Consider the following 24,072-nt stretch of genomic DNA (forward strand, 5'->3'; position numbering starts at 1 on the left):
ATCCTCAGGCTGTGACGAGCGGCCTCAGGCTGTGACGAGCATCCTCAGGCCGTGACGAGCGGCGTGTCCTCGCGCCACTTGAGGATCTTGTCGAAGCTGATCACCGTGCCGCCCCTGCCCCCCGGCTTGTTGCCGAAGTGCACGTGGTCGGCGAGCTCCTGGATGAGGTACAGACCGCGCCCGTGCTCGGCGGTGTCGGATGCGGGCTGCGCGACGGGGACGAATCCCGGGCCCGAGTCGACCACTTCGATGTGGCACTTCTCGCCGTCCAGGTAGGCCGTCACCCGGTAGGCACCGGCCGCGCCCTCCGGAGGCACCGCGTCGCCGCCGTGTTCCACCGCGTTGGCGCAGGCCTCGCTGAGAGCCACCGACAGGTCGTACGAGACGTCGGGGTCCACCCCCGCGGTCTCCATCGTGCCGATCAGCAATCGGCGGGCCAGCGGGACGCTCGCAGCTTCGCGCCGCAAATGGAGAGACCACCACATGCTCATGCTCCAGCCTCCTGGCCGCGGCTCGACATACCGATACGTATTGCCGCAAGCGCCCGTGTATAAGCGCGCAGTTGACGTGATGCCGCCCATACGGCCGACGCGCGGATGGCTGGGGACGGTGTAGACACGCCTCTCACGAGCCTCTTTCGCGCCCCTCCAAAAGCACCCATTCGGTGCTGATGGGCATCGAACGCCACTCATCGGCATCCATGGGAGCTTGCGGACCTGACGTATGCGGCGGTTGGGCCCAGTGCGATGATGTTCCGGCCATGACTGCCCCCCACCAGCGCGAGGCGCGCACCGGAGTCGACATCCGGCTGCTGAGAGCCGCGGTGTTCGCCGTGCTCTGCGTCGTGCTGTCCGCCGGGGGCCATGTGCTCGCTTCCTGCGCCGCCGTCCCGCTGTGGACGCTGGGCGTCGGGTTCTTCGCCGTGTTCGCCGTGGCGGCACCGCTCGCCGGGCGTGAGCGCTCGCTGCCGGGCATCGCCGCCGTACTCGCTGCCGGGCAGGTGGGCCTGCATGCGCTCTTCGGTGTCGGCCAGCACGGCGGCACGGCGGTGGCGTCCGCCGAGCCCTCCATGGTGGAGCGGGCCGCGCGTCTGGTGTGCGGGGCCGGAGCAGCCACCCTCAGCCCCGCCCAGGCCCACCGGATCCTGACGACCGCCGGCATGGAACCGGGCGCCGGGGCGGCGGGCCACTCCCCGCATCACAGCGCTCCGGCCACCACGGCGGACACCGCGATGGGCTCGATGGCGCTGCTCCCGTCGCTTCCGATGCTCCTGGGACACGTACTCGCCGCCGTCGCCGCCGGATGGCTGCTGCGCCGCGGCGACATCGCGCTGCTCCGCCTTGTGCGGCTCTCGGCACACGGGGCGTACGGAGTCGCCGAGGGGGCGCTCGTCCGTTCTCTGCGCGCGGCGCTCGGTCTCGTACGCGCCCTCCGCGCCGGGCTCCCCGGAGCTCCCGGCGTCGATCTCCGCGCGCCCCGTACCGCCTTCCTGGGTCCGCCGAAGCCGCCCACCACCGCGCTCCAGCACACGGTGATCAGGCGAGGGCCGCCGGCCACCGCCGCACTCGCACTCGCTGCCTGACGCGACGCACTCCTACCGCAGCACTACGGAGAGGTGCCTCACGCGCGGCGGCGTCCACGCGCGCGTGCCCGCTCGGTTCGCCGCCGCGCGCACTCTCCCCTGATCACCGCTGCCGACCTGATCGGCGGTGCTGATCATCACCGCTGAAAGTGGAGTGTTTCTGCCATGTCTGTTCTGTCTGCGCTGTCCACCGTGAAGGCCTCCCGCGTCTCCGTCGTCGGTGGCGTCGCCGCCTCCGCCGTCCTGCTGCTCTCCGTCCCCGCCTTCGCGCACGTCAGCGTCTCCGCCGAGGGCGAGGCCGCCAAGGGCGGCTACGCCACGGTCAACTTCAAGGTGCCGAACGAGATGGACGACGCCTCGACCAACAAGCTCGAGATCTCCTTCCCCGAGGACCACCCGCTCGCCTCCGTCATGACGGCGCCCGTCCCCGGCTGGACCGCGAAGGTCACCAAGACGAAGCTCGACAAGCCGCTGGAGATGCACGGCGAGAAGATCGACGAGGCCGTCTCCAAGGTCACCTGGACCGCCGACGGCAAGGGTGTCCAGCCGGGCACCTTCCAGAAGTTCCCGCTCTCCATCGGCGCACTGCCCGAGGACGCCGACGAGCTCGTCTTCAAGGCCGTCCAGACGTACGACAACAAGGAAGTCGTCCGCTGGATCGAGCCGCAGCAGAAGGGCCAGGAGGAGCCGGAGTACCCGGCGCCGGCCCTCGCCCTCACCGCCGCCTCCGAGGGCCACGGCGCCGCCGCCTCGCACGACGACGACGCCAAGGAAGACGCGAAGTCCGGCGACGAGAGCGAGACCGCCTCGGCCGACAGCAGCGACTCCACCGCACGCGTCCTCGGCATCGTCGGCATCGTCGTCGGCGCCGCGGGTGTGGCGTTCGGCGTGCTCGCCGGGCGTCGGCGCGCCAACAGCTGAGCCACCCTTCGGGCCGTACCGGGGGCGTTTCGCCTGCCCCCGGTACGCCCGGGCCCCCCTCACATCTGGGACATTTTCGTATGCGCAAGAAGAAGCTGCTCGCCGCCGCCATGCTGGCCGCGGCCACCCTCACCCTGTCCGCCTGCGGTGGCGGTGACGACGGCAAGAAGCCCGTCGCGGACGTCTCCGTCGAGTCCAACGGCGACAAGGCCGCGACCATCCTCGACAAGCCCTTCGAGAAGCCGGACCTCGTCCTCACGGACACGCACGGCAAGAAGTACGACCTGCGCGCGCGGACCAAGGGCAAGCCCACGCTCGTCTACTTCGGCTACACCAACTGTCCGGACGTCTGCCCCCTGACGATGAGCAACATCGCCGTCGCCAAGAAGGCGCTGCCCAAGGCCGAACAGGACAAGCTCCAGGTCGTCTTCGTCACCACCGACCCCGAGCGCGACACCCCCGCGGCCCTCGGCAAGTGGCTCAAGGCACAGGACACCGACTTCATCGGTCTGACCGGTGACTTCGACACCATCCAGGGCAGCGCCCGCACCCTCGGCATCAGCATCGAGCCCTCCAAGAAGGAGAAGGGCAAGGTCGTCTCGATGCACGGCACGCAGGTCATCGCGTTCTCGCCGAAGACCGACGCCGGGTACGTGCTGTACGGCGAGGACACCACCGTGGACGACTACACGAAGGACCTCCCCAAGATCGTCAAGGGAGCGACTCCGTGAACCGCCGCATCCTTCTCGGCGGCGCCCTGGCCGTGACCGCGGGGCTCGCCCTCGCGGGCTGCTCGGACGCCTCCCCCGACAAGGCCGCCAAGGCCGCCGACAAGCCCGATCTCGAGGTCGCCGGCGCCTTCATGCCCGAGCCCGTCATGGACACCATGGCCTCCGGGTTCTTCACCGTCACGAACAAGGGCGGCGCCGACAAGCTCACCTCGGTCACCAGTGGGATCGCGAAGAAGGTCACGCTGCACAGCACCAAGGGCAACGCGATGAAGGAACAGAAGTCCTTCGACGTGCCCGCGAACGGCGAGCTCGACTTCGCGCGGGGCGCCAACCACCTCATGTTCGAGGAGCTGAAGCAGAAGCCGAAGCAGGGCGACAAGGTCGCCGTGACACTGCACTTCGAGAAGTCGGACCCGATCGAGATTGAGGTCCCGGTGAAGGCCGCCACGTACAACCCCAAGCCCGGCAAGCACGCGTCGCACTGAGGGACTGATCGCTGATGCAGACCATCGCTCCCCGCAGTGGAGCTCGCTCCGGGGCCGCCGCCCGCCTCGGGATAACCCCCGGCGTCGGACGGCTCCTGCTCGTCGTCGCCGTCTTCCTCGGCGCCCTGCTGGCCACGGCGGCACCCGCCTCCGCCCATGCCGCGCTGACGGGCAGCGATCCCAAGCAGGGGGCGGTGGTCGACCAGGCGCCCGCCGGCGTGTCGCTGACCTTCTCGGAGAAGGTCGCCATGTCCGACGGCTCCGTACGGGTGCTCGACCCGGCCGGCAAGCGCGTCGACACCGGCAAGACCAGTGACCTCGGCTCGAACACGTACGGCGTGAAGCTGCACAAGGGGCTGCCCGACGGCACCTTCACCGTGGCCTATCAAGTCGTCTCCGCCGACAGCCACCCGATCTCCGGCGCCTACACCTTCTCCGTGGGGGCGCCCTCCGACACAAAGGTCGCGCTGCCGGACCAGGAGGCGGGCGGCGGGTTCGTGGGCGGGCTCTACGACTTCACGCGCTACCTCTCGTACGCCGGGTTCATCCTCGTCGTCGGCGGGGCCGCCTTCGTGCTCGGCTGCTGGCCGCGCGGCGCCGGCGTACGCCCCGTGCAGCGTCTCGTGGTGTCGGGCTGGGTCACGCTCACCGCGTCCACCCTCGTGATGCTGCTGCTCCGCGCGCCCTACACCGGGTCCGGGAAGCTCGCCGACGCCTTCGACATGGCCAAGCTCGGCGACGTGCTCCAGACGAAGACGGGCGCCGCGCTCGTCTCACGGTTGCTGCTGCTCGCCGCCGCCGCGCTCTTCATCGCGGTGCTCTTCGGCGCGTACGAGAAGCGGACCGACCCCAAGGAGCGCAAGGACCTCACCTTCGGGCTCGCGATCGGCGGAGGCGTCGTCGCCGTCGGACTCGGCGCGACCTGGGCCATGGCCGAGCATGCCTCGACCGGCATCCAGGCCGGTATCGCGATGCCTGTGGACGTCGTGCACCTGCTCGCCGTCGCTGCCTGGCTCGGCGGGCTCGCGGCGCTCGTCGTCGCCCTCTACTTCGCGCCGTCGGTGGAGGCCGGGGCGGTGCGGCGCTTCTCGCGTGTGGCGTTCTGCAGCGTCGTCGCCCTGGCCGCGACCGGGCTCTACCAGTCCTGGCGGCAGGTCGGCTCATGGTCGGCGCTCACCGGCACGTGGTACGGACAGCTGCTCCTCATCAAGATCGGCCTGGTGGTCGTCCTCGTCGGCATCGCCTGGATCTCCCGGCGCTGGACGGCGCGGATCGCGGGCCAGGCGGGCGACATGGCGCCGGAGGCCGCCGCGGCGAGCGTCGTCGAGAAGCACGCCCACAAGCAGGCCGAGAAGCGCGCGGCGGCCAAGCGTGTGGAGAAGAAGCCGGTGACCGTGCCCGCCGGGGGCGCCGGCGCGGACTCCAAGGACGCCAAGGACTCCAAGGGCCCCAAGGACTCCAAGGGCCCCAAGGATTCCAAGGACGCCAAGCGCTCCGCTCAACTCGCCCGCCAGCAGGCCGCCATGACCACCGCCCGCGAGAAGCGGATCCGCGACGCCGACCCGAACCGGTCAGGCCTGCGGCGCTCCGTGCTCGCCGAGGCGGGCGTCGCCGTCGTCCTGCTCGCCGTCACCACGGTCCTCACCTCGACCGAGCCGGGCCGCACGGAGGAGGAAGCGGCGGCTTCGAAGACGGCCGCGGCCGCCCAGCGAACCGGTCCGCTCACCCTCAAGATCCCCTTCGACACGGGCTCCGAGGACGGCAAGGGCACCTTGCAGCTCGACCTGGACCCCGGTCGCACCGGCAGCAACGACATGCACATCTTCGTGAAGCGGCCGAACGGCAGCGCCTTCGACATCCCCGAGGTGAAGGTGTCGTTCACCCTCAAGTCGAAGGATGTCGGACCGCTGCCCGTCGTCCCGGACCACATCGCCACCGGACACTGGAGCTCCACCGGGGTCCAGATCCCGATGGCGGGCAACTGGAAGGTCGCGGTGACGGTGCGCACCTCCGACATCGACCAAGTGACCGTGAACAAGAACGCGCAGATCGGCTGAACGGAACCACCATGGCGGACAACGGGATTTCGAGACGGCGGCTGCTCGGCACCGCTGGCGCCACCGGTCTCGCGCTCGGCGCGGCGGGTGGTGCGGCCGGGTATGCGGCGGCGCCCTCGGACACCCCCGGGAAAGCGGCGTCGCTTGCGTCCCTTGGCGCGGACACGGTCATGTTTCACGGGAAACATCAGCCCGGCATCACCACGCCCGTCCAGTCCCGCGGCCATCTGGTCGCCTTCGATCTGACCGCGGGCGCGGGCCGCAAGGAAGCCGCCGCGCTGCTGCGGCGCTGGTCGGCGACGGCCGAGCGGTTGATGGCGGGCAAGGCTCCGGCGGGCGAGGACACGGATGTCGCCCGGGACGCGGGCCCGTCGTCGTTGAGCGTCACCTTCGGCTTCGGGCACAGCTTCTTCGGGCGCACCGGCCTGGAGAAGCAGCGCCCGTCGGCGCTCGACCCGCTGCCGGACTTCTCCTCCGACCACCTCGACAAGGCGCGCAGCGACGGCGACCTGTGGGTGCAGATCGGCGCGAACGACCCGCTCGTCGCCTTCCACGCGCTGCGCGCACTCCAGAAGGAGGCGGGCGACGCGGCACGGGTGCGCTGGCAGATGAACGGCTTCAACCGTTCACCCGGCGCGACCGCACAGCCGATGACGACCCGCAACCTGATGGGCCAGATCGACGGCACCAACAACCCGAAGCCGTCGGAGGACGACTTCGACCGCCGGATCTTCGTGCCCGCCACGGGGGACCCGTCCTGGATGGCGGGCGGCTCGTACGTCGTCGTGCGCCGCATCCGGATGCTCCTCGACGACTGGGAGAAGCTCGGCGTCAAGGACCAGGAGGCGGTCATCGGGCGCCACAAGTCGGACGGATCACCGCTGACCGGCGGCACGGAGACCACCGAGCCGAAGCTGGAGAAGGCGGGTGCGGATGGCAAGTACGTCATCGCCCTCAACGCCCACTCCCGCATCACCCGACCCGACCAGAACGGCGGCTCCGCGATGCTGCGCCGCCCGTTCTCGTACCACGACGGCTTCGACAAGGACGGGGAGCCGGACGCGGGCCTGCTCTTCGTGTGCTGGCAGGCGGACCCCCTCCGCGGCTTCGTGCCGGTGCAGCGCAAGCTCGACCGCGGGGACGCGCTGTCGGAGTTCATCCGGCACGAGGCGAGCGGGCTCTTCGCGGTGCCGGGCGGGGCCGCGAAGGGCGAGTACGTGGGGCAGCGGCTGCTGGAGGGGTAGCGCTGGGACCCGGTCTCGTGGGTACGCGGGGCGGGCGCCGCTTCGTGAGACGCGCGAGCCGTGCCACGGGCAGGCCATTAGGGTGACGGTATGTCGGCGATGCGCTACACCTATCTCGGCCCCGAGGGCACCTTCACCGAGGCCGCCCTCCGTACGCTCCCGGAAGCGGCCACCAGGGAGCTCGTTCCGATGGTGTCCGTGCCGGCCGCGCTGGACGCGGTCCGGAGCGGCGACGCGGCTGCCGCGCTGGTGCCGATCGAGAACTCCGTCGAGGGCGGTGTCACGACCACCGTCGACGAGCTCGCCAAGGGCGCGCCCCTGATGATCTACCGCGAGGTCGTGCTGCCGATCGCCTTCGCGCTGCTCGTCCGGCCGGGCACGCAGCTCAAGGACATCAAGACGGTGACCGGCCACCCGGTTGCCCAGCCCCAGGTCCGCAACTGGCTCGCAGCGAACCTGCCGGACGCCCTGTGGGAGTCGGCCGCCTCGAACGCGGACGGTGCGCGCCTGGTCCAGGAGGGCCGCTTCGACGCGGCCTTCGCGGGCGAGTTCGCGGCGGCGACGTACGGCCTGGAGCCCCTGGTCAGCGAGATCCATGACGCGGCGACCGCCGAGACCCGCTTCGTTCTGGTGGGTCGCCCGGCCCGCCCCGCTGCGCCGACCGGCGCGGACAAGACCTCGGTGGTCATCTGGCTCGGCGACGACCATCCCGGCGCCCTGCTCGAACTGCTCCAGGAGTTCGCCGTACGGGGCGTCAACCTGATGCGGATCGAATCGCGGCCCACCGGCCAGCGCATCGGCAACTACTGCTTCTCCGTGGACGCCGAGGGCCACATCACGGACCGCCGCGTGGGCGAGGCCCTGATGGGCCTCAAGCGGATCTGCCCTCAGGTGCGCTTCCTCGGGTCGTACCCGCGTGCGGGAGTGTCGCCCGCCGATCTGCGGCCGCCGCGGCCGGGGACCACCGACGGCGAGTTCCTCGCGGCGTCGGACTGGCTGACCCAGTGCCAGGACGGCCGGTTCTGAGCCGACCGCCGGGTCGAGCGAGCGGTCTTACCTGCTGATTTACGTTGTCCACAAAGTTATCCACAGGGGCCGTTCTCGACCTGGGGACAAGTCGACAACGAAGCGTGACATGGTCGACAAATCGGCCTACAACCCACAAGTCCGTCCACAGCCGCGCACGTCACCCCTCGTCCACTCTTTTCCATTGATCAACTCTTTGGAGCGAACCATTTCCACTCGAAAGTGGGTGTGAGGGTGGTTTGGGACGGGAATCCTTCGTCGCGCATGCGGCTTTCGGAACGATCTCTTCCGGCATCCACAGATCTTTCGCACAGCCTGTGGATAACTTTTCGACAGGGGATATTCCTGTGGACAACGAGGCCTCAAGTCCCGCCCCACGCAAGGAGATCGGGTCAAGGGGGCGAGTCCCCTCTGCCCCATTTCGGGGAATGGCACCCTTTTCATTGACCCTGAGCCCGGCACTCATGGGACGCATCGAGGCAGGAATTCCCATTCCGGCAAATCGGTCATAACGCTACGCGGTGCTATATCGAGTCGAGAGCCGGAAGCGCTCGACGGTAGCCTGGTGGGGTGATTGACCTTCGCCTGCTCCGTGAGGACCCCGACCGTGTTCGCGCCTCCCAGCGCGCCCGTGGAGAGGACGTCGCGCTTGTCGACGCCCTGCTCTCCGCCGACGAGCGGCGCAGGTCGTCCGGGCTCCGCTTCGACGAGCTCCGTTCCGAGCAGAAGGCGCTCGGCAAGCTCATCCCCAAGGCCTCGGGTGACGAGAAGGCCGAGCTCCTGAAGAAGGCCGGCGAGCTCTCCGCCGCCGTCAAGGCGGCCAACACCGCGCAGGACGAGGCCGACGAGGAGACCAAGCGGCTCCTTGGCCAGCTGGGCAACCTGGTCCACCCGGACGTCCCGGTCGGCGGCGAGGAGGACTTCGTCGTCCTCGACACCATCGGCACCCCGCGCGACTTCGCGGCCGAGGGCTTCGAGCCCAAGGACCACCTGGAGCTCGGCGAGCTGCTCGGCGCCATCGACGTCGAGCGCGGCGCGAAGGTCTCCGGATCGCGCTTCTACTACCTGACCGGTGTCGGCGCCCTGCTCGAACTGGCCCTGGTGAACGCGGCGATCGCCCAGGCGACGGAGGCCGGGTTCATCCCGATGCTGACGCCCGCCCTGGTCCGCCCGCGCGCCATGGAGGGCACGGGCTTCCTCGGCCAGGCCGCCGAGAACGTCTACCACCTGGAGAAGGACGACTACTACCTGGTCGGCACCTCCGAGGTCGCGCTCGCCGGTTACCACATGGACGAGATCATCGACGCCGACAAGCTGCCCCTGCGGTACGCGGGCTTCTCGCCCTGTTTCCGCCGTGAGGCCGGCACGTACGGCAAGGACACCCGCGGCATCTTCCGCGTGCACCAGTTCGACAAGGTCGAGATGTTCTCGTACGTCGACCCGGCGGACGCGGAGAACGAGCACCAGCGGCTCCTGGAGTGGGAGAAGCAGTGGCTGACGGGCCTCGGCCTGCCGTTCCAGGTGATCGACGTGGCCACCGGCGACCTGGGCTCATCAGCGTCGCGGAAGTTCGACTGCGAGGCGTGGATCCCGACGCAGGGCAAGTACCGCGAGCTGACGTCCGCGTCGAACTGCGACAGCTTCCAGTCGCGCCGGCTGTCGATCCGGATGCGCGACGAGAGCGACGGCAAGAAGGTGACGCAGCCGCTCGCGACGCTGAACGGCACGCTCTGCGCCGTCCCGCGCACGATCGTCGCCCTTCTGGAGAACCACCAGCAGGCCGACGGCTCCGTGTGGGTGCCCGAGGTGCTGCGTCCGTATCTGGGGGGACGAGAGATCTTGGAGCCCATCAACAAGTGAGCCACCCTGCTCCCGCCACGCCCTCCTTCCCGTACAAGCTGGTCGCGACCGACCTCGACGGAACGCTCCTGCGCTCCGACGACACGGTCTCGGCGCGTACGCGCGACGCGCTCACCGCGGCCACCGCGGCGGGCGCCGCGCACATCATCGTCACCGGCCGTGCCGTGCCGTGGACCCGGCACATCCTCGACGACCTGGGCTATGACGGCCTGGCGGTGTGCGGGCAGGGCGCGCAGGTCTACCACGCGGGCGAGCACCGGCTGCTCACGTCGGTCACGCTCGACCGGCAGCTGGCCGGTATCGCCCTCGCCAAGATAGAGGCGGAGATCGGCCCGCTGGCGCTGGCCGCGAGCCGTGACGGCCTCGACGGCGAGGTGATCGTCGGTCCTGGGTACGTGGTGCAGGACGGTCCGCTGCCCGCCGTCCCGTTCACGGATGTCGCCGAGCTGTGGGCCGCTCCGCTGAACAAGGTGTACGTCCAGCACCCGGGCCTGAGCGACGACGAGCTGGCCTCGGTCGCGCGTCAGGTGGCGGGTGGTCTGGTCGGCGTGACGATGGCCGGCGAGGGCATCGTCGAGCTGCTTCCCCTCGGTCTCTCCAAGGCGACGGGCCTGTCCCTCGCGGCGCGCCGCCTCGGCGCGAAGGCCGCGGACACGATCGCTTTCGGGGACATGCCCAACGACATACCGATGTTCGGCTGGGCGGCTCACGGCGTGGCGATGGCCAACGCCCATGAGGAGCTCAAGACGGTTGCCGACGAGGTGACGACGTCGAACGAGGACGACGGCATCGCGGCGGTCCTGGAGAAGCTTCTCGGTCAGCGGGTCTGAGCACCACGCACTGAGCCGGGCTCCGCATGGCGGTGCCCGGCTCAGTGCGTGTTCGGGTGGGCGGCCCGCGCAGCGAGGTGCGCGCTCGAAGCGGCCGCCCCGGGCAGCTCTCCGCCGGGCGGGGCTCCACGGAGCGAGTGACTACTCCGGAGCCTGCCGCGGGCTGCCCTGCCGGGAACTCGACGGACTGGTGAAGGACACGTCGGCTCCTCTCCCGGTAAGCGGGCGCCAGGGTCGTGGCGCGGTGACACACCTACTGTGCCCGCGCCGCGATGTGCCCGCCACCGAATTAATCACTCCTCCCCGGCCAGGGTCAGCGACCGCAGCTTCTGCCCGGCGTACCAGGTGGCCAGGACCGTGACACCGACAAGAAGCACCGTGGCGACCGGCAGTCCGACGTCCGAGGTGACCAGGTCGCCGCCCGCCGTCTTCTGGGCGACGGCGAGCGACCACTGCTGGACACTGAGCGTGCGCGCACCAGGGACGAGCGACCCGAAGAGGGTCTCCCACACGAGGGCGTAGACGAGCCCGAAGACGACCGCGTGCCGGGTGATGGTGCCCAGGAGCAGGAAGATCGCCGCGTACGCGATGGAGGCGACCAGGGCGGCGATCGTGTAGGCCACGGCGATCTGCTGGCCGTTGCCGTTCAGGATCATGCCCGCGATGAACGTCGGGACCGCGGAGAAGGCCATGGTGACCGCGATGGCGATGGTGAGCTTGGTGACGATGATCGTGGGCCGCTTGACCGGCTTGGAGAGGAGATAGACGACGGAGCCGTCGTCGATCTCCGGGCCGATGGCTCCGGTGCCCGCGATGACACCGATGATCGGCACCATCGTGGCGAGCGCGAAGCCACCGAGGAGGTCGGAGGCGACCTGGTCGTCGGCGCCGTTGAATCCGCGGACCGCGGCGGCGATGACGACCAGCAGGACGGGCAGGGCCAGGAGGATCAGTGCCCGGCGGCGGCCGAGCAGGGCCCGGTAGGTGAGCCGGGCGACAGTGGGGTCGTACACGATGGCTCCCTTCAGGCCGCGACGAGGTAGGAGAAGACCGACTCGAGGGACTCGTCCGAGGGCGAGACCGTGAGGAGCCGGATGTCGTGATCGCGGGCGATGCGTGGCAACAGAGCGGTGAAGCGCCCGAAGTCGATGGCCTGGATGCGCAGGGCGCCTTCCTTGAGGTCGACTTCGATCCCCGCCGTCGACGGGTCCGCGATCAGGGCGGCGGCCAGGGCGCGGTCGTCGCTGGAACGCACGAGGTAGCGGTGGGGGCGGTCGGTCATCAGGCGCCGGATCTTGCGGAAGTCACCGCTCGCCGCGTGGCGGCCGGCCACGATCACCTCGATGTGCGAGGCCAGTTGCTCGACCTCTTCGAGGATGTGCGAGGAGAACAGAACCGTGCGGCCCTCGTCTCCCATGCGTCGCAGCAGGTCCATCAGCTGCATGCGCTGGCGGGGGTCCATGCCGTTGAACGGTTCGTCGAGCAGGAGCACGGAGGGTTCGTGGACGAGGGCGGACGCCATCTTCACGCGCTGCCGCATGCCCTTGCTGTACGTCGAGATCTTGCGGTCCTGCGCGTACTCCATCTCGACCGTGGCGAGGGCCTTGTGCGCGGCCCGCTCGTCCAGACCGTGCAACTCGGCGTTGGCGACGACGAATTCGCGTCCGGTGAGGAAGTCGTACATCCCCTCGCGCTCGGGAACGATGCCGATGTCCTTGTAGATCTGTTCGTTGCGCCAGATCGGCTTGGCGTCGAGGGTGACGCTGCCGGTGGAGGGGGCGAGGAATCCGCCCATCATGTTGATGAGGGTGGACTTCCCCGCGCCGTTCGGGCCGAGGAGGCCGGTGACGCCCGGACCGACGTTCATCGTGATGTCGTTGACCGCCACCACGTTGCCGAACCAGCGGCTGGTGTGGTCGATGAGGATAGTGCTCATGGGCGCAGCCCGTTCCTTAGAAGGGTGGTGGCGGGCGACGGGTGGGCGCTCACAGCCCGACCTTTCGGTAGCGGCGCAGCAGTGCGCCGTAGGAGCCCGCGATGAGGGCGAGGACGACGATCACGTAGACCACGCCCGTGCCGGACGAGGGGCCTTCCCCTCCGGGGAAGGCGGAGGTCGCGCCGAGGAAGGCGGTCTGTACGCCGTCGATGAGCGTGATCGGCGAGAAGAGACCGAGCCAGGCGATGGCGTCGGTGCTGCCCTGTTCGTAGGCAATGGCCTGGACCGTGGACACCGCCCCGTAGCTGATGGTCAGGACGGCGATGACGGCGGCGATCCCGAAGCCGCGGCGGGGTGTGATCGCCGAGATGATGAGGGCGAGACCGGAGAAGAGGAGCGAGAGCAGCGCCACGGAGACGAGACCCTGGCCGAAGCCCTTCGTCTGGTCGGCGAAGTCGAGCTTGGCGAGCAGCGCTCCCACGTAGAGGACGAGCAGCGGTGCGGCCGTGAGGACGAAGAGAGCCGAGGCCATCGCCGCGAACTTGGCGCGTACGTAGTCGCTGTGCTCGATGGGGCGGGAGAAGTAGAGGGGGACGGTCTTGAAGCGCAGGTCGCGCGAGACGGTCTGGGGGGCCTGGGCGGCGAGATAGAGACTGATGACGGCCTGCAGCACGATCGCGTAGCGGGTGTAGTCGAGGGGGAGGTCGTTCGCCTTGGTGGTCACGGCGACCGCCACCATGATCGCGGCGGGTACGCACATCACCGCGAAGAGGATCATGGGGAGAACCTTGGACTTGGCCGAGCGGCCAAGGCCGTAAGCCCCGCGCAGGCTCTGCGAGAAGAGCGAGCGGCGGGCGTAGGCGCGGCCCAGGCGCGGGCCGTCGTAGTTGCGATAGCCGATGTTGTGGATCTGGGTCTGTTCACCGGCGTGTGCCGGGGGCTGCTCAACCGCCATGGCGGACCGCCTCCTTCCGCGCATCCGTCTGCTCGGGTTGCTCGGGCTGCTCGGTTGGTTCGGGTTGCTCGGTTCGTTCGGACTGGAAGACCTCGGCGATGTGGTGCCTGCGCTGCTCCATCCGGACCAGACCGAGGCCGAGGTCCGCGACGAGGTCGCGGACCAGGTCGTACGTCTCCTCGCCGGTCGCTTCGAGCAGCACGGTGTGCCCGGCGCCGGGCAGGCCGCTTCCCTCGTGGGTGGCGACCCCCCGGCCCTGCAGCGCGTCGCGGAACACCTGGGTGCCGTCGGGGTGTTCGTCGGTGTCCGTCACCTCGACGGCCAGCGTCGTGGTGGTCTGGGTGAAGTCGGTGGTGGAGCTGGACCGCAGGAGCTTGCCGCCGTCGATGACGACGACGTGGTCACAGGTGCGCTCCAGCTCACCGAGCAGGTGCGAGGTGACCAGGACGGAGATGCCGAAGTCCGTGTGGACGCGGCGGATGAGGTCGAGCATCTCGTCGCGGCCCACGGGGTCGAGGCCGTTGGTCGGTTCGTCCAGGAAGACCAGGTCGGGGTCGTGGACGAGGGCCTGCGCGAGCTTGACGCGCTGTTTCATGCCCGTCGAGTAGCCCCCGATGGGGCGGTAGCGCTCCTCGTACAGACCGACGTGCCGCAGTGTGTCCGCGGTGCGCTCGCGGGCCGCCGTGGGCGGCAGCCCCGACATGCGCGCCATGTGGACGACGAACTCGGTGGCCGAGACGTCCGGCGGCAGGCAGTCGTGCTCGGGCATATAGCCGACGCGCTCACGGATCTGACCGCCACTGGTGGCGACGTCGAGTCCGAGCACGGCGGCGGTGCCCTCCGTGGCGGGGGACAGACCCAGCAGGATCTTGATCAGTGTGGACTTGCCGGCTCCGTTGGCTCCGACGAGTCCGGTCACACCGGGCCCGATATCCATGGAGAGCCGGTCAAGTGCGGTCACCCTCGGGAACCGCTTGCTCAGGCTTTCGGTCGCGATCACAGTCACGATTCGAAGGTAGTGGCGCAGGCCACATCGGGCGTCAGACCAGGGTCCTGTCCTCGCCTCACTCTCGGGTATTACGGGCCCGTAAGGGTCCTCCTGAGGTCGACCCTTGGGGGATGTCCCGCAGCCAGCCCTGGAGTCGGGCCCGGCTCGTGCACAGCTATTGACGTAGCCGCCGAGCATTGTCACATTCATCAGTGTCAAGTTACGGACGCGTACTGCGATGGACCGGACACGGACGGACGGTGGCATGACCTCAGCAGTGGCAGGTGAACTCTCCGCGGAGCTGCGGGGGTTCAGGGAAGTGCAGACCCTCGCGTATGAGTGCGCGGAGGCAGTCGCGGCGCAGCTCAGGCCGGGGGTGACCGAGCGCGAGGCGGCTCGGATGCAGCGTGACTGGCTGCGCGAGCGGGGTGTGCGGGACTGGTTCCACCTGCCCTTCGCCTGGTTCGGGGACCGCACGGCGTTCGCGAACTTCCGCATTCCGCTGCAGTTCTTCCCCACCAACCGCCGGCTCGAGCCGGGGATGCCCTTCATCCTCGACATGGCCCCGGTCTACAAGGGCTGCACGGCGGACATCGGCTACTCGGGCTGCCTCGGTCTCAATCCCGTGCACGACAAGCTGCTCGCCGACCTCGAGGCACACCGCGAGCTGATCCTGCGCGAGGTGCGCGAGCGCCGCCCGCTGCGCGAGATCTATGAGGACGTGGACCGGCTCATGGTGCGCCAGGGCTACGCGAATCGTCATCGCGCGTATCCCTTCGGCGTCATCGCGCACAAGGTCGACCGGGTCAAGGAGCGCCGGCTGTCGCCGCACGTCTTCGGCTTCGGCACGCAGTCCCTGAAGGGCCTCGCGAGCGACGCGATCCACGGCCACCGGGACGGCTGGTCGCCGCTCTGGTCGCCGTACAAATTCTCCGACCACCCGCCCCAGAAGGGGCTCTGGGCGGTCGAACCGCACCTCGGATTCAGGGGTACGGGCGCGAAGTTCGAGGAAATCCTGGTCGTCACCGACTCCAGGGACCCCGAACAGAGCGCGTTCTGGCTGGACGACGATCTGCCGCATGTGCGGCGCTGGGCTGAGGAGAGGGCCGCCGCATGACCACGGGAGGAAACACCAAGGGGATCAAGGGCGCCCGCGAGCGCCGGGTGCGCACGGGCGGGGTGGAGCTGTGCGTCGCCGAGCTCGGCGACCCGACGCAGCCCACGGTGCTGCTCGTGCACGGCTACCCGGACTCCAAGGAGGTCTGGTCGGAGGTGGCCGAGCGCCTCGCCGACCGCTTCCACGTCGTGCTGTACGACGTGCGTGGCCACGGCAGGTCGACGGCTCCGCAGCCGCTGCGCGGCGGCTTCACGCTGGAGAAGCTGACCGACGACTTCCTGGCCGTCGCCGACGCGGTGAGCCCGGACAAGCCGGTGCACCTGGTCGGTCACGACTGGGGATCGGTGCAGTCCTGGGAGTTCGTCACGGTCAAGCGCACCGAGGGGCGCATCGCGTCCTTCACCTCGATGTCAGGGCCCTCGCTCGACCACTTCGGGCACTGGATCAAGAAGCGGATGACCCGCCCCACGCCCCGCAGGGTCGGCCAGCTCCTCGGCCAGGGCGCCAAGTCCTGGTACGTGTACATGCTGCACACCCCGGTGCTCCCCGAGCTCGCCTGGCGCGGGCCGCTCGGCAAGCAGTGGCCGAAGATCCTCCAGCGCATGGAGAAGGTGCCTGCGGGCGACTACCCGACGTCGTCGCTGCCCTCGGACGCGGCGCACGGAGCCTGGCTCTACCGCGACAACGTCCGCGCCCGGATGCGCAGGCCCCGCGCCGACGCGTACGCGCACGCCCCCGTCCAGCTCATCACGCCGTCCGGGGACATGTTCCTGTCGGAGTGGCTCTACGACGAGCTGGAGCTGTGGGCCCCGGAGTTGGTGCGCCGCAGCATCCCGGCCAAGCACTGGGTGCCGCGCACACGCCCCGATCAACTGGCTTGCTGGATCACCGACTTCGTCACGTCGAACGAGGACGGAGTGCCCGCGAACGACAGCGTGGCCACGGGGAAGCACGCCGATCGCTTCGGCGGCCAGCTGGTCCTGGTCACCGGGGCGGGCAGCGGCATCGGCCGCGCCACAGCCTTCGCGTTCGCCGAGGCGGGCGCACGCGTCGTGGCCGTCGACCGGGATGCGGAGAGCGCGGCCCGCACGGCGGAGATGTCGCGTCTGATCGGCGCCCCCGAGGCCTGGGGCGAGACGGTCGACGTCGCCGACGAGCAAGCCATGGAGAAGCTCGCCGAGAAGGTCGCCAGGGAGTACGGCATCGTCGACGTCCTGGTGAACAACGCGGGGATCGGCCTTTCCGGCTCGTTCCTCGACACGAGCGCCGAGGACTGGAAGAAGGTCCTCGACGTCAATCTGTGGGGCGTGATCCACGGCTGCCGGCTCTTCGGCAAACAGATGGCGGAGCGCGGCCAGGGCGGCCACATCGTCAACACCGCGTCCGCGGCGGCGTATCAGCCGTCCAAGGCCCTGCCCGCCTACAGCACCTCCAAGGCCGCTGTCCTGATGCTCAGCGAGTGCCTGCGCGCGGAGCTGGCGGGGCAGGGCATCGGGGTCTCCGCGATATGCCCGGGCTTCGTGAACACGAACATCACGGCGACCACGCACTTCGCCGGCGTCGACGCCGAGGAGGAGAAGCGCCGCCAGAAGAAGACCTCGCGCCTGTACGGCCTGCGGAACTACCCCCCGGAGAAGGTCGCGGACGCGATCCTGCGCGCGGTCGTCAAGAACCAGGCCGTGGTGCCGGTCACCCCGGAGGCCCGTGGCGCCCACCTCATGTCCCGCTTCACGCCCAAGGCCCTGCGTGCGATAGCCCGATTGGAGCCGCCGCTGTGAGCACGGAGAAAAGCACCGGCACGAACACCGAGGAGCACTACACGATCGTTCCGCGCCGGGTTTCGTTCGACTGGGAGCGGACCCCGCTGCACTGGATACCGGACGAGCCCACCGCCACCCACGTGATCAACGTGCTGCATCTGCTTCTCCCCGCGGGGGAGCGGTGGTTCGTGAAGGTCTTCAAGGAAGGCCTGCCCTTGGTCACCGATCCGGTGCTGCTGAAGGACGTCAAGGGCTTCATGGGCCAGGAGGCCACGCACAGCGTGCAGCACGCACATGTGCTGGACCACCTGGCGGCACAGCGGCTCGACACCGCCGGGTTCACCAGGTACGTCGATTTCCTCTTCGAAAAACTCCTCGGCGAGGCACCGCCGTTGGGCGCTCCGATACCGACGCAGGAGTGGCTGCGGTTCCGCCTCGCGGTCGTCGCGGCGATCGAGCAGTTCACGGCGGTCCTGGGGAACTGGGTGCTGCACGCCGAGGGGTTGGACCGCGCGGATGCCGACGAGGTCATGCTCGACCTGTTGCGCTGGCACGGCGCGGAGGAGGTGGAGCACCGCTCGGTCGCCTTCGACATGTATCAGCACTGCGGCGGCGAAGGCCTGCCCCGCTATGCCCGCCGCATCGCGGGCATGACGGTCACGGCGCCCGTGATGCTGTACCTGTGGGTCTGGGGCACCGCCTATCTGATGCGCAGGGACCCCCAGCTCGCGGGGCGCCTCCGCTACTCCCTGGCGGAGCACAACAAGGCCGTCAGGAAGGGCCTGCTGCCCACGTGGCGGGAGATCGGCACGGCCATACCCCGCTATCTGCGGCGGTCGTACCATCCCTCGCAGGAAGGCTCGCTGCGCAAGGCCGTCGAATATCTGACGGAGTCACCCGCGGCACGGGCCGCGGCCGCTGCGGTCGGCCGAGCGGCCATCGCCTAGCACGAGGGTTTACGGAGGCGGGGAGCGTGGACGAGCAGTCGGACGCCGGGCAGGGGCTCGTGGATCACGGCGCCGGGCACAGGCCGGCCGAGTACCGCATCGAGGACCTGGCGCACCACAGCGGCGCCACGGTCCGCACGATCCGCGCCTACCAGGACCGCGGCCTGCTCCCCCGGCCCGAGCGGCGCGGCCGGGCCAATGTGTACGGCGACACGCACCTGGCCCGGTTGAGACAGATAGCCGACCTGCTCGACAGGGGTTACACCCTGGCCTCCATCAAGGAGCTGCTCGAGGCCTGGGACGCGGGCCGGGGGCTCGGCGGCGTCCTGGGCCTCGCAGCCGAGGTCGGTGGCCCGTGGACGGACGAGAAGGCCGACCGGATGACCCGGGCGGAGCTGGACGCGGCGTTCGGCGGAGAACCGGACGAGGCCGCGGTGGCCGACGCGATCGCCCTCGGCGTGCTGGAGCCCGTGCCCGGGCGGGACGACGAATTCCTCGTGCCGAGCCCCCAAGAGCTGGCGGTGGCAGTGGAGTTGCATGCCGCCGGAGTTCCGCTGTCCGCGATCTCGGGTCATTTGCGGGAGTTGAGGGGTCAGGTCGAGCACATAGCCGCCCGTTTCCTGGAGTTCACCACCGAGCATGTCTTCGCGCGCTACCTCGGTCAGCATCCGCCGAGCGAGGCGGATGCGGCGGAAGCTGCCGCTCTCGTCCGGCGCCTGAGGCCGCTGGCCCAGCAATCGGTCGACGCTGAACTCGCCCGTGCCATGCGCCTGTTCGCCACGCGCCACCTCCAGCACCACCTCGCCTCGGGACAGCCGGCCCACCGTACGAATGAGCCGCTTCCGGTGGCACTGCCCTCGGCGACAATGCGGGCCGTGGAGGCGCTGGTTGGCCGGGAGAACGCAGCGGCGTTCGTGGCAGCGGCCGCTGAACGCGAGGTACAGGCCAGGACATTGGACGCACTCGCCGCAAGTCGGCCCAATGCGGGATCTGTTGATCAAAAGGCTTAATTTGACTGGGTGTTGTCCACAGAATCGCCAATTCCCCTGTGGATAACTGGACTTGGTTGTGGATCAAACCTGTGGACGAAAAGTAGCGGATGAAAAGTCGGTGGACGAAAATCGAGTGCGAGAAGAACGGTTCGGCGCGAGGCTGAACGGATGAATGGAGAAGCACCCTCCGCCGACGCGGCGGCCGAGCGGCGCACCGTGAAGGTGTCGAAATACCTTTCCAGGCACCTGCGCCATCAGCCGGAGAGAATCGGACTCACACTCGACGAGAACGGATGGGTGGAGATCGACGCCCTGGTCGCGGCAGCCGCGGCCCACGGTTTCCGTTTCACCCGCGCAGAGCTCGAGCACGTGGTGGCCGTGAACGACAAACAGCGCTTCGCCGTGGCGGGCGGCCGGATCCGCGCCAGCCAGGGTCACTCCGTCGACGTCGACCTGAATCTGCCTCCGGCGCCCCCGCCCGCGTATCTCTTCCACGGCACGGTGGCCCACAGCGTCGCCGCGATCCGCGCCGAAGGCCTGCGGCCCATGAACCGTCACGCCGTGCACCTGTCGCCCGACCGCGAGACCGCCACCCGCGTCGGCGCCCGTCGCGGACGGCCCGTCGTTCTCTCCGTCGACGCGGGCGCGATGCACCGTGACGGGCATGTCTTCCAGGTCAGCGCCAACGGCGTCTGGCTCACCGCCGCCGTGCCCCCGGGGTATCTCCGCTTCCCGACCGGCCACTGACCCGGCCGGACACCCCTCCGGCCGGGCGAGCTGCAAGGACGCGGTTTCCGGGGGCATACGCTCTGCTACATGAGTTTGCGTCTGAGCACCGTGATCCTGCCCGTCCGCCGCTGGCACGAGGGGGGCAAGGAGCGCTGGCAGCGGGCCGAGGAGCTGGGTTTCCACACCGCGTACACCTATGACCACCTCTCCTGGCGGACCTTCCGCGACGGTCCCTGGTTCGGCGCGGTGCCGACCCTGACCGCCGCCGCGGCCGCCACCGACAGGCTGCGCCTCGGCACCCTGGTCACCTCCCCGAACTTCCGGCACCCGGTGACCCTCGCCAAGGACCTGATCACGCTGGACGACGTGTCCGACGGCCGGATCACCCTCGGCATCGGCGCGGGCGGCAACGGCTTCGACGCCACCGCGCTGCTCAAGGCGGGCGAGGAGCCCTGGACCCCGCGCGAACGGGCCGATCACTTCGGCGAGTTCCTGCCGCTGCTCGACCGCCTCCTCACCGAGGACGTCGTCTCGTACGAGGGCGAGCACTACTCCGCGTCCGAGGTGCGCAACATCCCGGGCTGCGTCCAGCGGCCCCGCCTTCCCTTCGCGGTCGCCGCCACCGGACCGCGCGGCCTGAAGCTCGCCGCGCGCCACGGGCAGGCGTGGGTGACCACGGGCGACCCCAAACTCTTCGAGAACGGCACCCCGGAGCAATCACTTCAAGCCATCCGCGGACAGGCCGACAAGCTGGCCGCGGCCTGCGACGCGATCGGCCGGGACGTCGCCGAGCTCGACAAGATCCTGCTCACCGGCTTCACCCCGGACCGCCCCCTCGATTCCTTCGACGCGTTCGTCGACTTCGCCGGCAACCACGCTGAGCTGGGCTTCAACGAGATCGTGCTGCACTGGCCGCTGCCCGGAACCGATTTCGCGGCCGACGAGAAGATCTTCGAGCGGATCGCCACGGAGGCGCTGGTGCAGCTGGGAGACAGCACAGCAGGGGCATAAAGGCACTCAGATGTGCGCCCCAGCGCACGCCCGTGCAGGCAGATGCGGGACAATCGATGGCGTGACCTCAGCTACCCCACGGCCCATGACCCCGGCCGCATCCGCCCCCCACCGGCCCAAGGCCCGGCTGATCGCCACGGACCTGGACGGCACTCTCCTTCGTGACGACAAATCCGTGTCCGATCGCACCGTCGCCGCGCTCGCCGCCGCCGAGCGGGCCGGGATCGAGGTCTTCTTCGTGACCGGACGCCCGGCACGCTGGATGGACGTCGTCAGCGCGCACGTGCATGGCCACGGCCTCGCCATCTGCGGCAACGGCGCAGCCGTGGTCGACCTGCACGACGGGTCGGGCGGCCATCGCTTCGTGAAGGTGCGTGAGCTGGGGCGCGAGGACGCGCTCGACGTCGTCCGGCTGCTGCGCGCGGCTGCCCCCGGCACGTCCTTCGCGGTCGAGCGGACCGGCGGACTGCACCACGAGCCGACGTACCCGCCCCTGCACCTGGAGCCCGGCGAGAGCATCGCCCCCGCGGAGAAGCTGCTCGCCGAGGACTCCGAGAACGCGACCCAGCCCATCCTGAAGGTTCTCGCCTTCCACCCCGAGATCGCGCCCGACGACTTCCTGGTCGTGGCCCGCGAGGCCGTGCGCGGCCAGGTCGAGATCACCCGGTCGAGCCCGAGCGCCCTGCTGGAGATCAGCGGTCCGGGAGTGTCCAAGGCCAGCACGCTGGAGCTGTGCTGCGCCGAGCGCGGCATCACGCCCGCGGAGGTCGTCGCCTTCGGGGACATGCCGAACGACATCGAGATGCTGACCTGGGCGGGCACGTCGTTCGCGATGGGCAACGCACACCCGGACGTGCTCGCCGCCGCTTCGGGCCGCACGGTCGCCAACAACGAGGACGGCGTCGCGGTCGTCATCGAACGGATCCTGAGCGAGCAGCGGGACCAGCAGCAGGATCTGTAGCAGCGCGGAGGGGGGGTGGGGCCCGGGCCCCGGATACGGCGTGAGCCGCACCTCGAAGTGCGGGTGCGGCCCCGTCGAGTGGCCGGGTCCTGCCCCACTCGTGCACCTGGGGCACCCCGATGCCCCGAACAGCCCACTTCGGTAAGGCCGAGCAGGGGCCCCGCCCCTCCTAGTACGGCGCCTGCCACACCACGGCCGTGCCCCCGCCGTCCTCGCCGATGCCGGGCCCGTACCAACTGTCCCCGCCGAGCGACTCCGCACGCCTCTTGAGGTTCTTCAGGCCGCTGCGCCGGCCGCCCTTCGCGATGCCGACCCCGTCGTCCGAGACCGTCAGACGTACGCCCTGCTGCCCGTCGGGCAGGATCACCGTCGCGTCGACGACGACGTCGATGCGATCGGCCCGCGCGTGCCGGAACGCGTTGGACAGCGCCTCGCGCAGGGCCGCGATGAGGTTCTTGCCGGTGAGTTCACCGACCACGGTGTCAACGGGTCCCACGAAGTGGTGCGTGGGCTTGAAGCCGAGCGGCACCGCGGCCATGTTGATCTCGCGAAGAACTCGCGTACGCAGCCCCGAAGGAGCCTCGGCCGGGCCCTGCTGCAAGGCGAAGATCGCCGTCCGGATCTCCTGGATCGTCACGTCCAGCTCGTCGACGGCCTTGCCCACACCCGTCTGCACCTCGGGCACGACGGACCTGCGCTGCGCGCTCTCCAGCATCATCCCGGTGGCGAACAGGCGCTGGATCACGAGGTCGTGCAGGTCCCGTGCGATCCGGTCGCGGTCCTCGTACACCGCGAGCCGTTCACGGTCGCGCTGCGCCTCGGCCATCATCAGCGCGAGCGCGGCCTGCGAGGCGAACTGGGTGGCGAGGGTCCGCTCGGTCTCGCTGAACGGCCGGGCGCCACGCGCGCGTGGCGTGACGAGCGTCCCCATGACGCGGCCGTCGCTCTGCAGCGGCAGCATCATGACGGGTCCGTAGCCGCGGGCCAGGTCGGTCATGACGCGCGGGTCGGTGGCCGCGTCGTCCAGGAACACGGAGTCCCCGGCGAGCAGATCGGTGATGATGCGGCTCTCCGGAGGGACGACCACGCCGAGCACCCCGGAGGGTTCGTCCGAGGAGACGGCGACGATCTCCATGCCGCCCTCCTCGTCGGGCAGGAGCACGATCCCGGCGGCCGAGTCGGCGAGATGGCGGGCCTGTTCGGCCACGACGGCGAGCGCCTCCTCCGCGTCGCTGCCCGAGAGCAGTGCCGTGGTGACCGCCACGGAGCCGTCGATCCAGCGTTCGCGCTGCATGGCGGCTTCGTAGAGGCGGGCGTTGCCGATGGCGATGCCCGCCTCCGTCGCGAGGACGCGGACCATGTGCACGTCGTACTCGTTGAAGTCGGCACCGCCGCGCTTCTCGGTCAGGTAGAGGTTGCCGAAGATCTCGCCCTGGACGCGGATGGGGACGCCGAGGAAGGTGCGCATGGGCGGGTGGTGGGCCGGAAAGCCGCACGAGCGCGGGTCGGCGGAGAGGTCCGCGAGGCGCAGGGTCTCCGGCTGGTGGATGAGGGCGCCGAGGAGCCCCTTGTGCCCGTCGGGCAGCCGCCCGATCCGCTCGGCCGTCTCCTCGCCGATACCGACGTGGACGAAGTCGGAGAGCCCCTTGCCGTCTTCGGAGACGACGCCGATCGCCGCGTAGTGGGCGTCCGCGAGCTCGGCCGCCGTCTCACAGATGCGGTCGAGCGTGGTGTGCAGTTCGAGCCCGGCGCCGACGGAGCGCATCGCCTCCAGGAGCTGCGGCACGCGCGCGGTGAGCTCGGGGGAGAGCCCCTGCAGGCTGCGGGTGGCCTTCTTCGCGGCCTCCATGGCGTCCGATGAGCCGTCGGGTTGCGGAGAGGCGGCGGAGGCCGAAGGGGCTGACATGCCTTTGAGAGTAGTTAGTCCTATTTGGCGAGGA

The 24,072-nt window shown here is 69.8% G+C and carries 22 protein-coding genes; 16 read left to right on the plus strand and 6 right to left on the minus strand.

The genetic code is table 11. The features are described from left to right. Positions 1-44: 44 nt before the first annotated feature. Positions 45-491, minus strand: coding sequence for an ATP-binding protein (locus tag ACWGIH_RS14825; RefSeq protein WP_453449176.1), 447 nt, complete (start codon positions 489-491; stop codon positions 45-47). A 269-nt stretch (positions 492-760) separates the two neighbouring features. Here ACWGIH_RS14825 and ACWGIH_RS14830 point away from each other — a divergent pair, with 269 nt between their 5' ends. From ACWGIH_RS14830 to ACWGIH_RS14870, 9 genes are all read left to right on the plus strand, one after another. Continuing rightward, entirely contained in the window at positions 761-1,582 is an 822-nt protein-coding gene (locus tag ACWGIH_RS14830) for a hypothetical protein (RefSeq protein WP_453449175.1), read from the plus strand. Between the two features lie 192 nt (positions 1,583-1,774). Next, entirely contained in the window at positions 1,775-2,503 is a 729-nt protein-coding gene (locus ACWGIH_RS14835) for a YcnI family copper-binding membrane protein (RefSeq protein ID WP_453449216.1), read from the plus strand. Between the two features lie 80 nt (positions 2,504-2,583). After that, positions 2,584-3,234: an SCO family protein gene (locus ACWGIH_RS14840; RefSeq protein WP_453449174.1), complete on the plus strand. Its 651-nt coding sequence runs from the start codon at positions 2,584-2,586 to the stop codon at positions 3,232-3,234. Then, on the plus strand, positions 3,231-3,719 hold the full coding sequence (locus ACWGIH_RS14845; protein WP_453449173.1) for a copper chaperone PCu(A)C: 489 nt from the start codon (positions 3,231-3,233) through the stop codon (positions 3,717-3,719). Before ACWGIH_RS14840 ends, ACWGIH_RS14845 begins: the two co-directional genes overlap by 4 nt. Before the next feature lie 14 nt (positions 3,720-3,733). After that, complete coding sequence (locus ACWGIH_RS14850) at positions 3,734-5,776, plus strand: copper resistance CopC/CopD family protein (RefSeq protein WP_453449172.1); 2,043 nt, start codon at positions 3,734-3,736, stop codon at positions 5,774-5,776. 11 nt (positions 5,777-5,787) lie between these two features. Beyond that, the gene (gene efeB, locus ACWGIH_RS14855) at positions 5,788-7,020 is read left to right on the plus strand and encodes an iron uptake transporter deferrochelatase/peroxidase subunit (RefSeq protein ID WP_453449171.1); all 1,233 of its coding nucleotides are present in this window, start codon (positions 5,788-5,790) and stop codon (positions 7,018-7,020) included. Positions 7,021-7,110: 90 nt separating this feature from the next. Then, complete coding sequence (gene pheA, locus ACWGIH_RS14860) at positions 7,111-8,046, plus strand: prephenate dehydratase (RefSeq protein WP_453449170.1); 936 nt, start codon at positions 7,111-7,113, stop codon at positions 8,044-8,046. A 570-nt stretch (positions 8,047-8,616) separates the two neighbouring features. Next, complete coding sequence (gene serS / locus ACWGIH_RS14865; protein ID WP_453449169.1) at positions 8,617-9,906, plus strand: serine--tRNA ligase; 1,290 nt, start codon at positions 8,617-8,619, stop codon at positions 9,904-9,906. After that, the gene (locus ACWGIH_RS14870; RefSeq protein ID WP_453449168.1) at positions 9,903-10,736 is read left to right on the plus strand and encodes an HAD family hydrolase; all 834 of its coding nucleotides are present in this window, start codon (positions 9,903-9,905) and stop codon (positions 10,734-10,736) included. The genes serS and ACWGIH_RS14870 overlap by 4 nt, the downstream gene beginning before the upstream one ends. 293 nt (positions 10,737-11,029) lie before the next feature. Here ACWGIH_RS14870 and ACWGIH_RS14875 read toward each other — a convergent pair whose 3' ends face one another. The 4 genes from ACWGIH_RS14875 to ACWGIH_RS14890 are packed head-to-tail and all read right to left on the minus strand — an operon-like array spanning position 11,030 to position 14,627. Continuing rightward, positions 11,030-11,749 (minus strand): ABC transporter permease subunit, encoded by a 720-nt coding sequence (locus ACWGIH_RS14875; protein ID WP_453449167.1) that lies wholly within the window; start codon positions 11,747-11,749, stop codon positions 11,030-11,032. An 11-nt stretch (positions 11,750-11,760) separates the two neighbouring features. Continuing rightward, positions 11,761-12,672 carry an ABC transporter ATP-binding protein gene (locus tag ACWGIH_RS14880; RefSeq protein WP_453449166.1) on the minus strand — a complete coding sequence of 304 codons (912 nt, stop codon included), beginning with the start codon at positions 12,670-12,672 and terminating at the stop codon, positions 11,761-11,763. A 49-nt stretch (positions 12,673-12,721) separates the two neighbouring features. Beyond that, the gene (locus ACWGIH_RS14885; protein WP_453449165.1) at positions 12,722-13,627 is read right to left on the minus strand and encodes an ABC transporter permease; all 906 of its coding nucleotides are present in this window, start codon (positions 13,625-13,627) and stop codon (positions 12,722-12,724) included. Beyond that, positions 13,617-14,627: an ABC transporter ATP-binding protein gene (locus ACWGIH_RS14890; RefSeq protein WP_453449215.1), complete on the minus strand. Its 1,011-nt coding sequence runs from the start codon at positions 14,625-14,627 to the stop codon at positions 13,617-13,619. The genes ACWGIH_RS14885 and ACWGIH_RS14890 overlap by 11 nt, the downstream gene beginning before the upstream one ends. 253 nt (positions 14,628-14,880) lie before the next feature. On the opposite strand from ACWGIH_RS14890, the gene ACWGIH_RS14895 reads away from it, so the two are divergent. The 7 genes from ACWGIH_RS14895 to ACWGIH_RS14925 all read left to right on the plus strand — a co-directional run bounded on the left by ACWGIH_RS14895 (position 14,881) and on the right by ACWGIH_RS14925 (position 22,132). Continuing rightward, positions 14,881-15,732 (plus strand): M24 family metallopeptidase, encoded by an 852-nt coding sequence (locus tag ACWGIH_RS14895; RefSeq protein WP_453449164.1) that lies wholly within the window; start codon positions 14,881-14,883, stop codon positions 15,730-15,732. Then, a complete protein-coding gene (locus ACWGIH_RS14900; protein WP_453449163.1) occupies positions 15,729-17,510 on the plus strand; it encodes an SDR family oxidoreductase in 1,782 nt (593 codons plus the stop codon). The genes ACWGIH_RS14895 and ACWGIH_RS14900 overlap by 4 nt, the downstream gene beginning before the upstream one ends. Further along, positions 17,507-18,439, plus strand: coding sequence for a metal-dependent hydrolase (locus tag ACWGIH_RS14905; protein WP_453449162.1), 933 nt, complete (start codon positions 17,507-17,509; stop codon positions 18,437-18,439). Before ACWGIH_RS14900 ends, ACWGIH_RS14905 begins: the two co-directional genes overlap by 4 nt. A 26-nt stretch (positions 18,440-18,465) precedes the next feature. Further along, the gene (locus ACWGIH_RS14910; RefSeq protein WP_453449161.1) at positions 18,466-19,449 is read left to right on the plus strand and encodes a MerR family transcriptional regulator; all 984 of its coding nucleotides are present in this window, start codon (positions 18,466-18,468) and stop codon (positions 19,447-19,449) included. 150 nt (positions 19,450-19,599) lie between these two features. Further along, complete coding sequence (locus tag ACWGIH_RS14915; protein ID WP_453449160.1) at positions 19,600-20,178, plus strand: RNA 2'-phosphotransferase; 579 nt, start codon at positions 19,600-19,602, stop codon at positions 20,176-20,178. A gap of 69 nt (positions 20,179-20,247) precedes the next feature. Next, positions 20,248-21,171 carry an LLM class flavin-dependent oxidoreductase gene (locus ACWGIH_RS14920; RefSeq protein WP_453449159.1) on the plus strand — a complete coding sequence of 308 codons (924 nt, stop codon included), beginning with the start codon at positions 20,248-20,250 and terminating at the stop codon, positions 21,169-21,171. 85 nt (positions 21,172-21,256) lie between these two features. Then, on the plus strand, positions 21,257-22,132 hold the full coding sequence (locus ACWGIH_RS14925; protein ID WP_453449158.1) for a Cof-type HAD-IIB family hydrolase: 876 nt from the start codon (positions 21,257-21,259) through the stop codon (positions 22,130-22,132). A 169-nt stretch (positions 22,133-22,301) separates the two neighbouring features. Here the strand turns inward: ACWGIH_RS14925 and ACWGIH_RS14930 are convergent, their stop codons facing one another. Continuing rightward, positions 22,302-23,981: a GAF domain-containing sensor histidine kinase gene (locus ACWGIH_RS14930; RefSeq protein WP_453449214.1), complete on the minus strand. Its 1,680-nt coding sequence runs from the start codon at positions 23,979-23,981 to the stop codon at positions 22,302-22,304. Positions 23,982-24,072: the final 91 nt, after the last annotated feature.

This window comes from Streptomyces sp. NPDC054872, from assembly GCF_053610705.1.

Coding starts and splice junctions, on each gene's coding strand:
- ACWGIH_RS14915 (WP_453449160.1), top strand. CDS start 19,600: ATGAATGGAGAAGCACCCTCCGCCGACGCGGCGGCCGAGCGGCGCACC.
- ACWGIH_RS14920 (WP_453449159.1), top strand. CDS start 20,248: ATGAGTTTGCGTCTGAGCACCGTGATCCTGCCCGTCCGCCGCTGGCAC.
- ACWGIH_RS14885 (WP_453449165.1), bottom strand. CDS start 13,627: ATGGCGGTTGAGCAGCCCCCGGCACACGCCGGTGAACAGACCCAGATC.
- ACWGIH_RS14850 (WP_453449172.1), top strand. CDS start 3,734: ATGCAGACCATCGCTCCCCGCAGTGGAGCTCGCTCCGGGGCCGCCGCC.
- ACWGIH_RS14830 (WP_453449175.1), top strand. CDS start 761: ATGACTGCCCCCCACCAGCGCGAGGCGCGCACCGGAGTCGACATCCGG.
- ACWGIH_RS14825 (WP_453449176.1), bottom strand. CDS start 491: ATGAGCATGTGGTGGTCTCTCCATTTGCGGCGCGAAGCTGCGAGCGTC.
- ACWGIH_RS14925 (WP_453449158.1), top strand. CDS start 21,257: ATGACCCCGGCCGCATCCGCCCCCCACCGGCCCAAGGCCCGGCTGATC.
- ACWGIH_RS14895 (WP_453449164.1), top strand. CDS start 14,881: ATGACCTCAGCAGTGGCAGGTGAACTCTCCGCGGAGCTGCGGGGGTTC.
- ACWGIH_RS14900 (WP_453449163.1), top strand. CDS start 15,729: ATGACCACGGGAGGAAACACCAAGGGGATCAAGGGCGCCCGCGAGCGC.
- ACWGIH_RS14880 (WP_453449166.1), bottom strand. CDS start 12,672: ATGAGCACTATCCTCATCGACCACACCAGCCGCTGGTTCGGCAACGTG.
- ACWGIH_RS14930 (WP_453449214.1), bottom strand. CDS start 23,981: ATGGAGGCCGCGAAGAAGGCCACCCGCAGCCTGCAGGGGCTCTCCCCC.
- efeB (WP_453449171.1), top strand. CDS start 5,788: ATGGCGGACAACGGGATTTCGAGACGGCGGCTGCTCGGCACCGCTGGC.
- ACWGIH_RS14840 (WP_453449174.1), top strand. CDS start 2,584: ATGCGCAAGAAGAAGCTGCTCGCCGCCGCCATGCTGGCCGCGGCCACC.
- pheA (WP_453449170.1), top strand. CDS start 7,111: ATGTCGGCGATGCGCTACACCTATCTCGGCCCCGAGGGCACCTTCACC.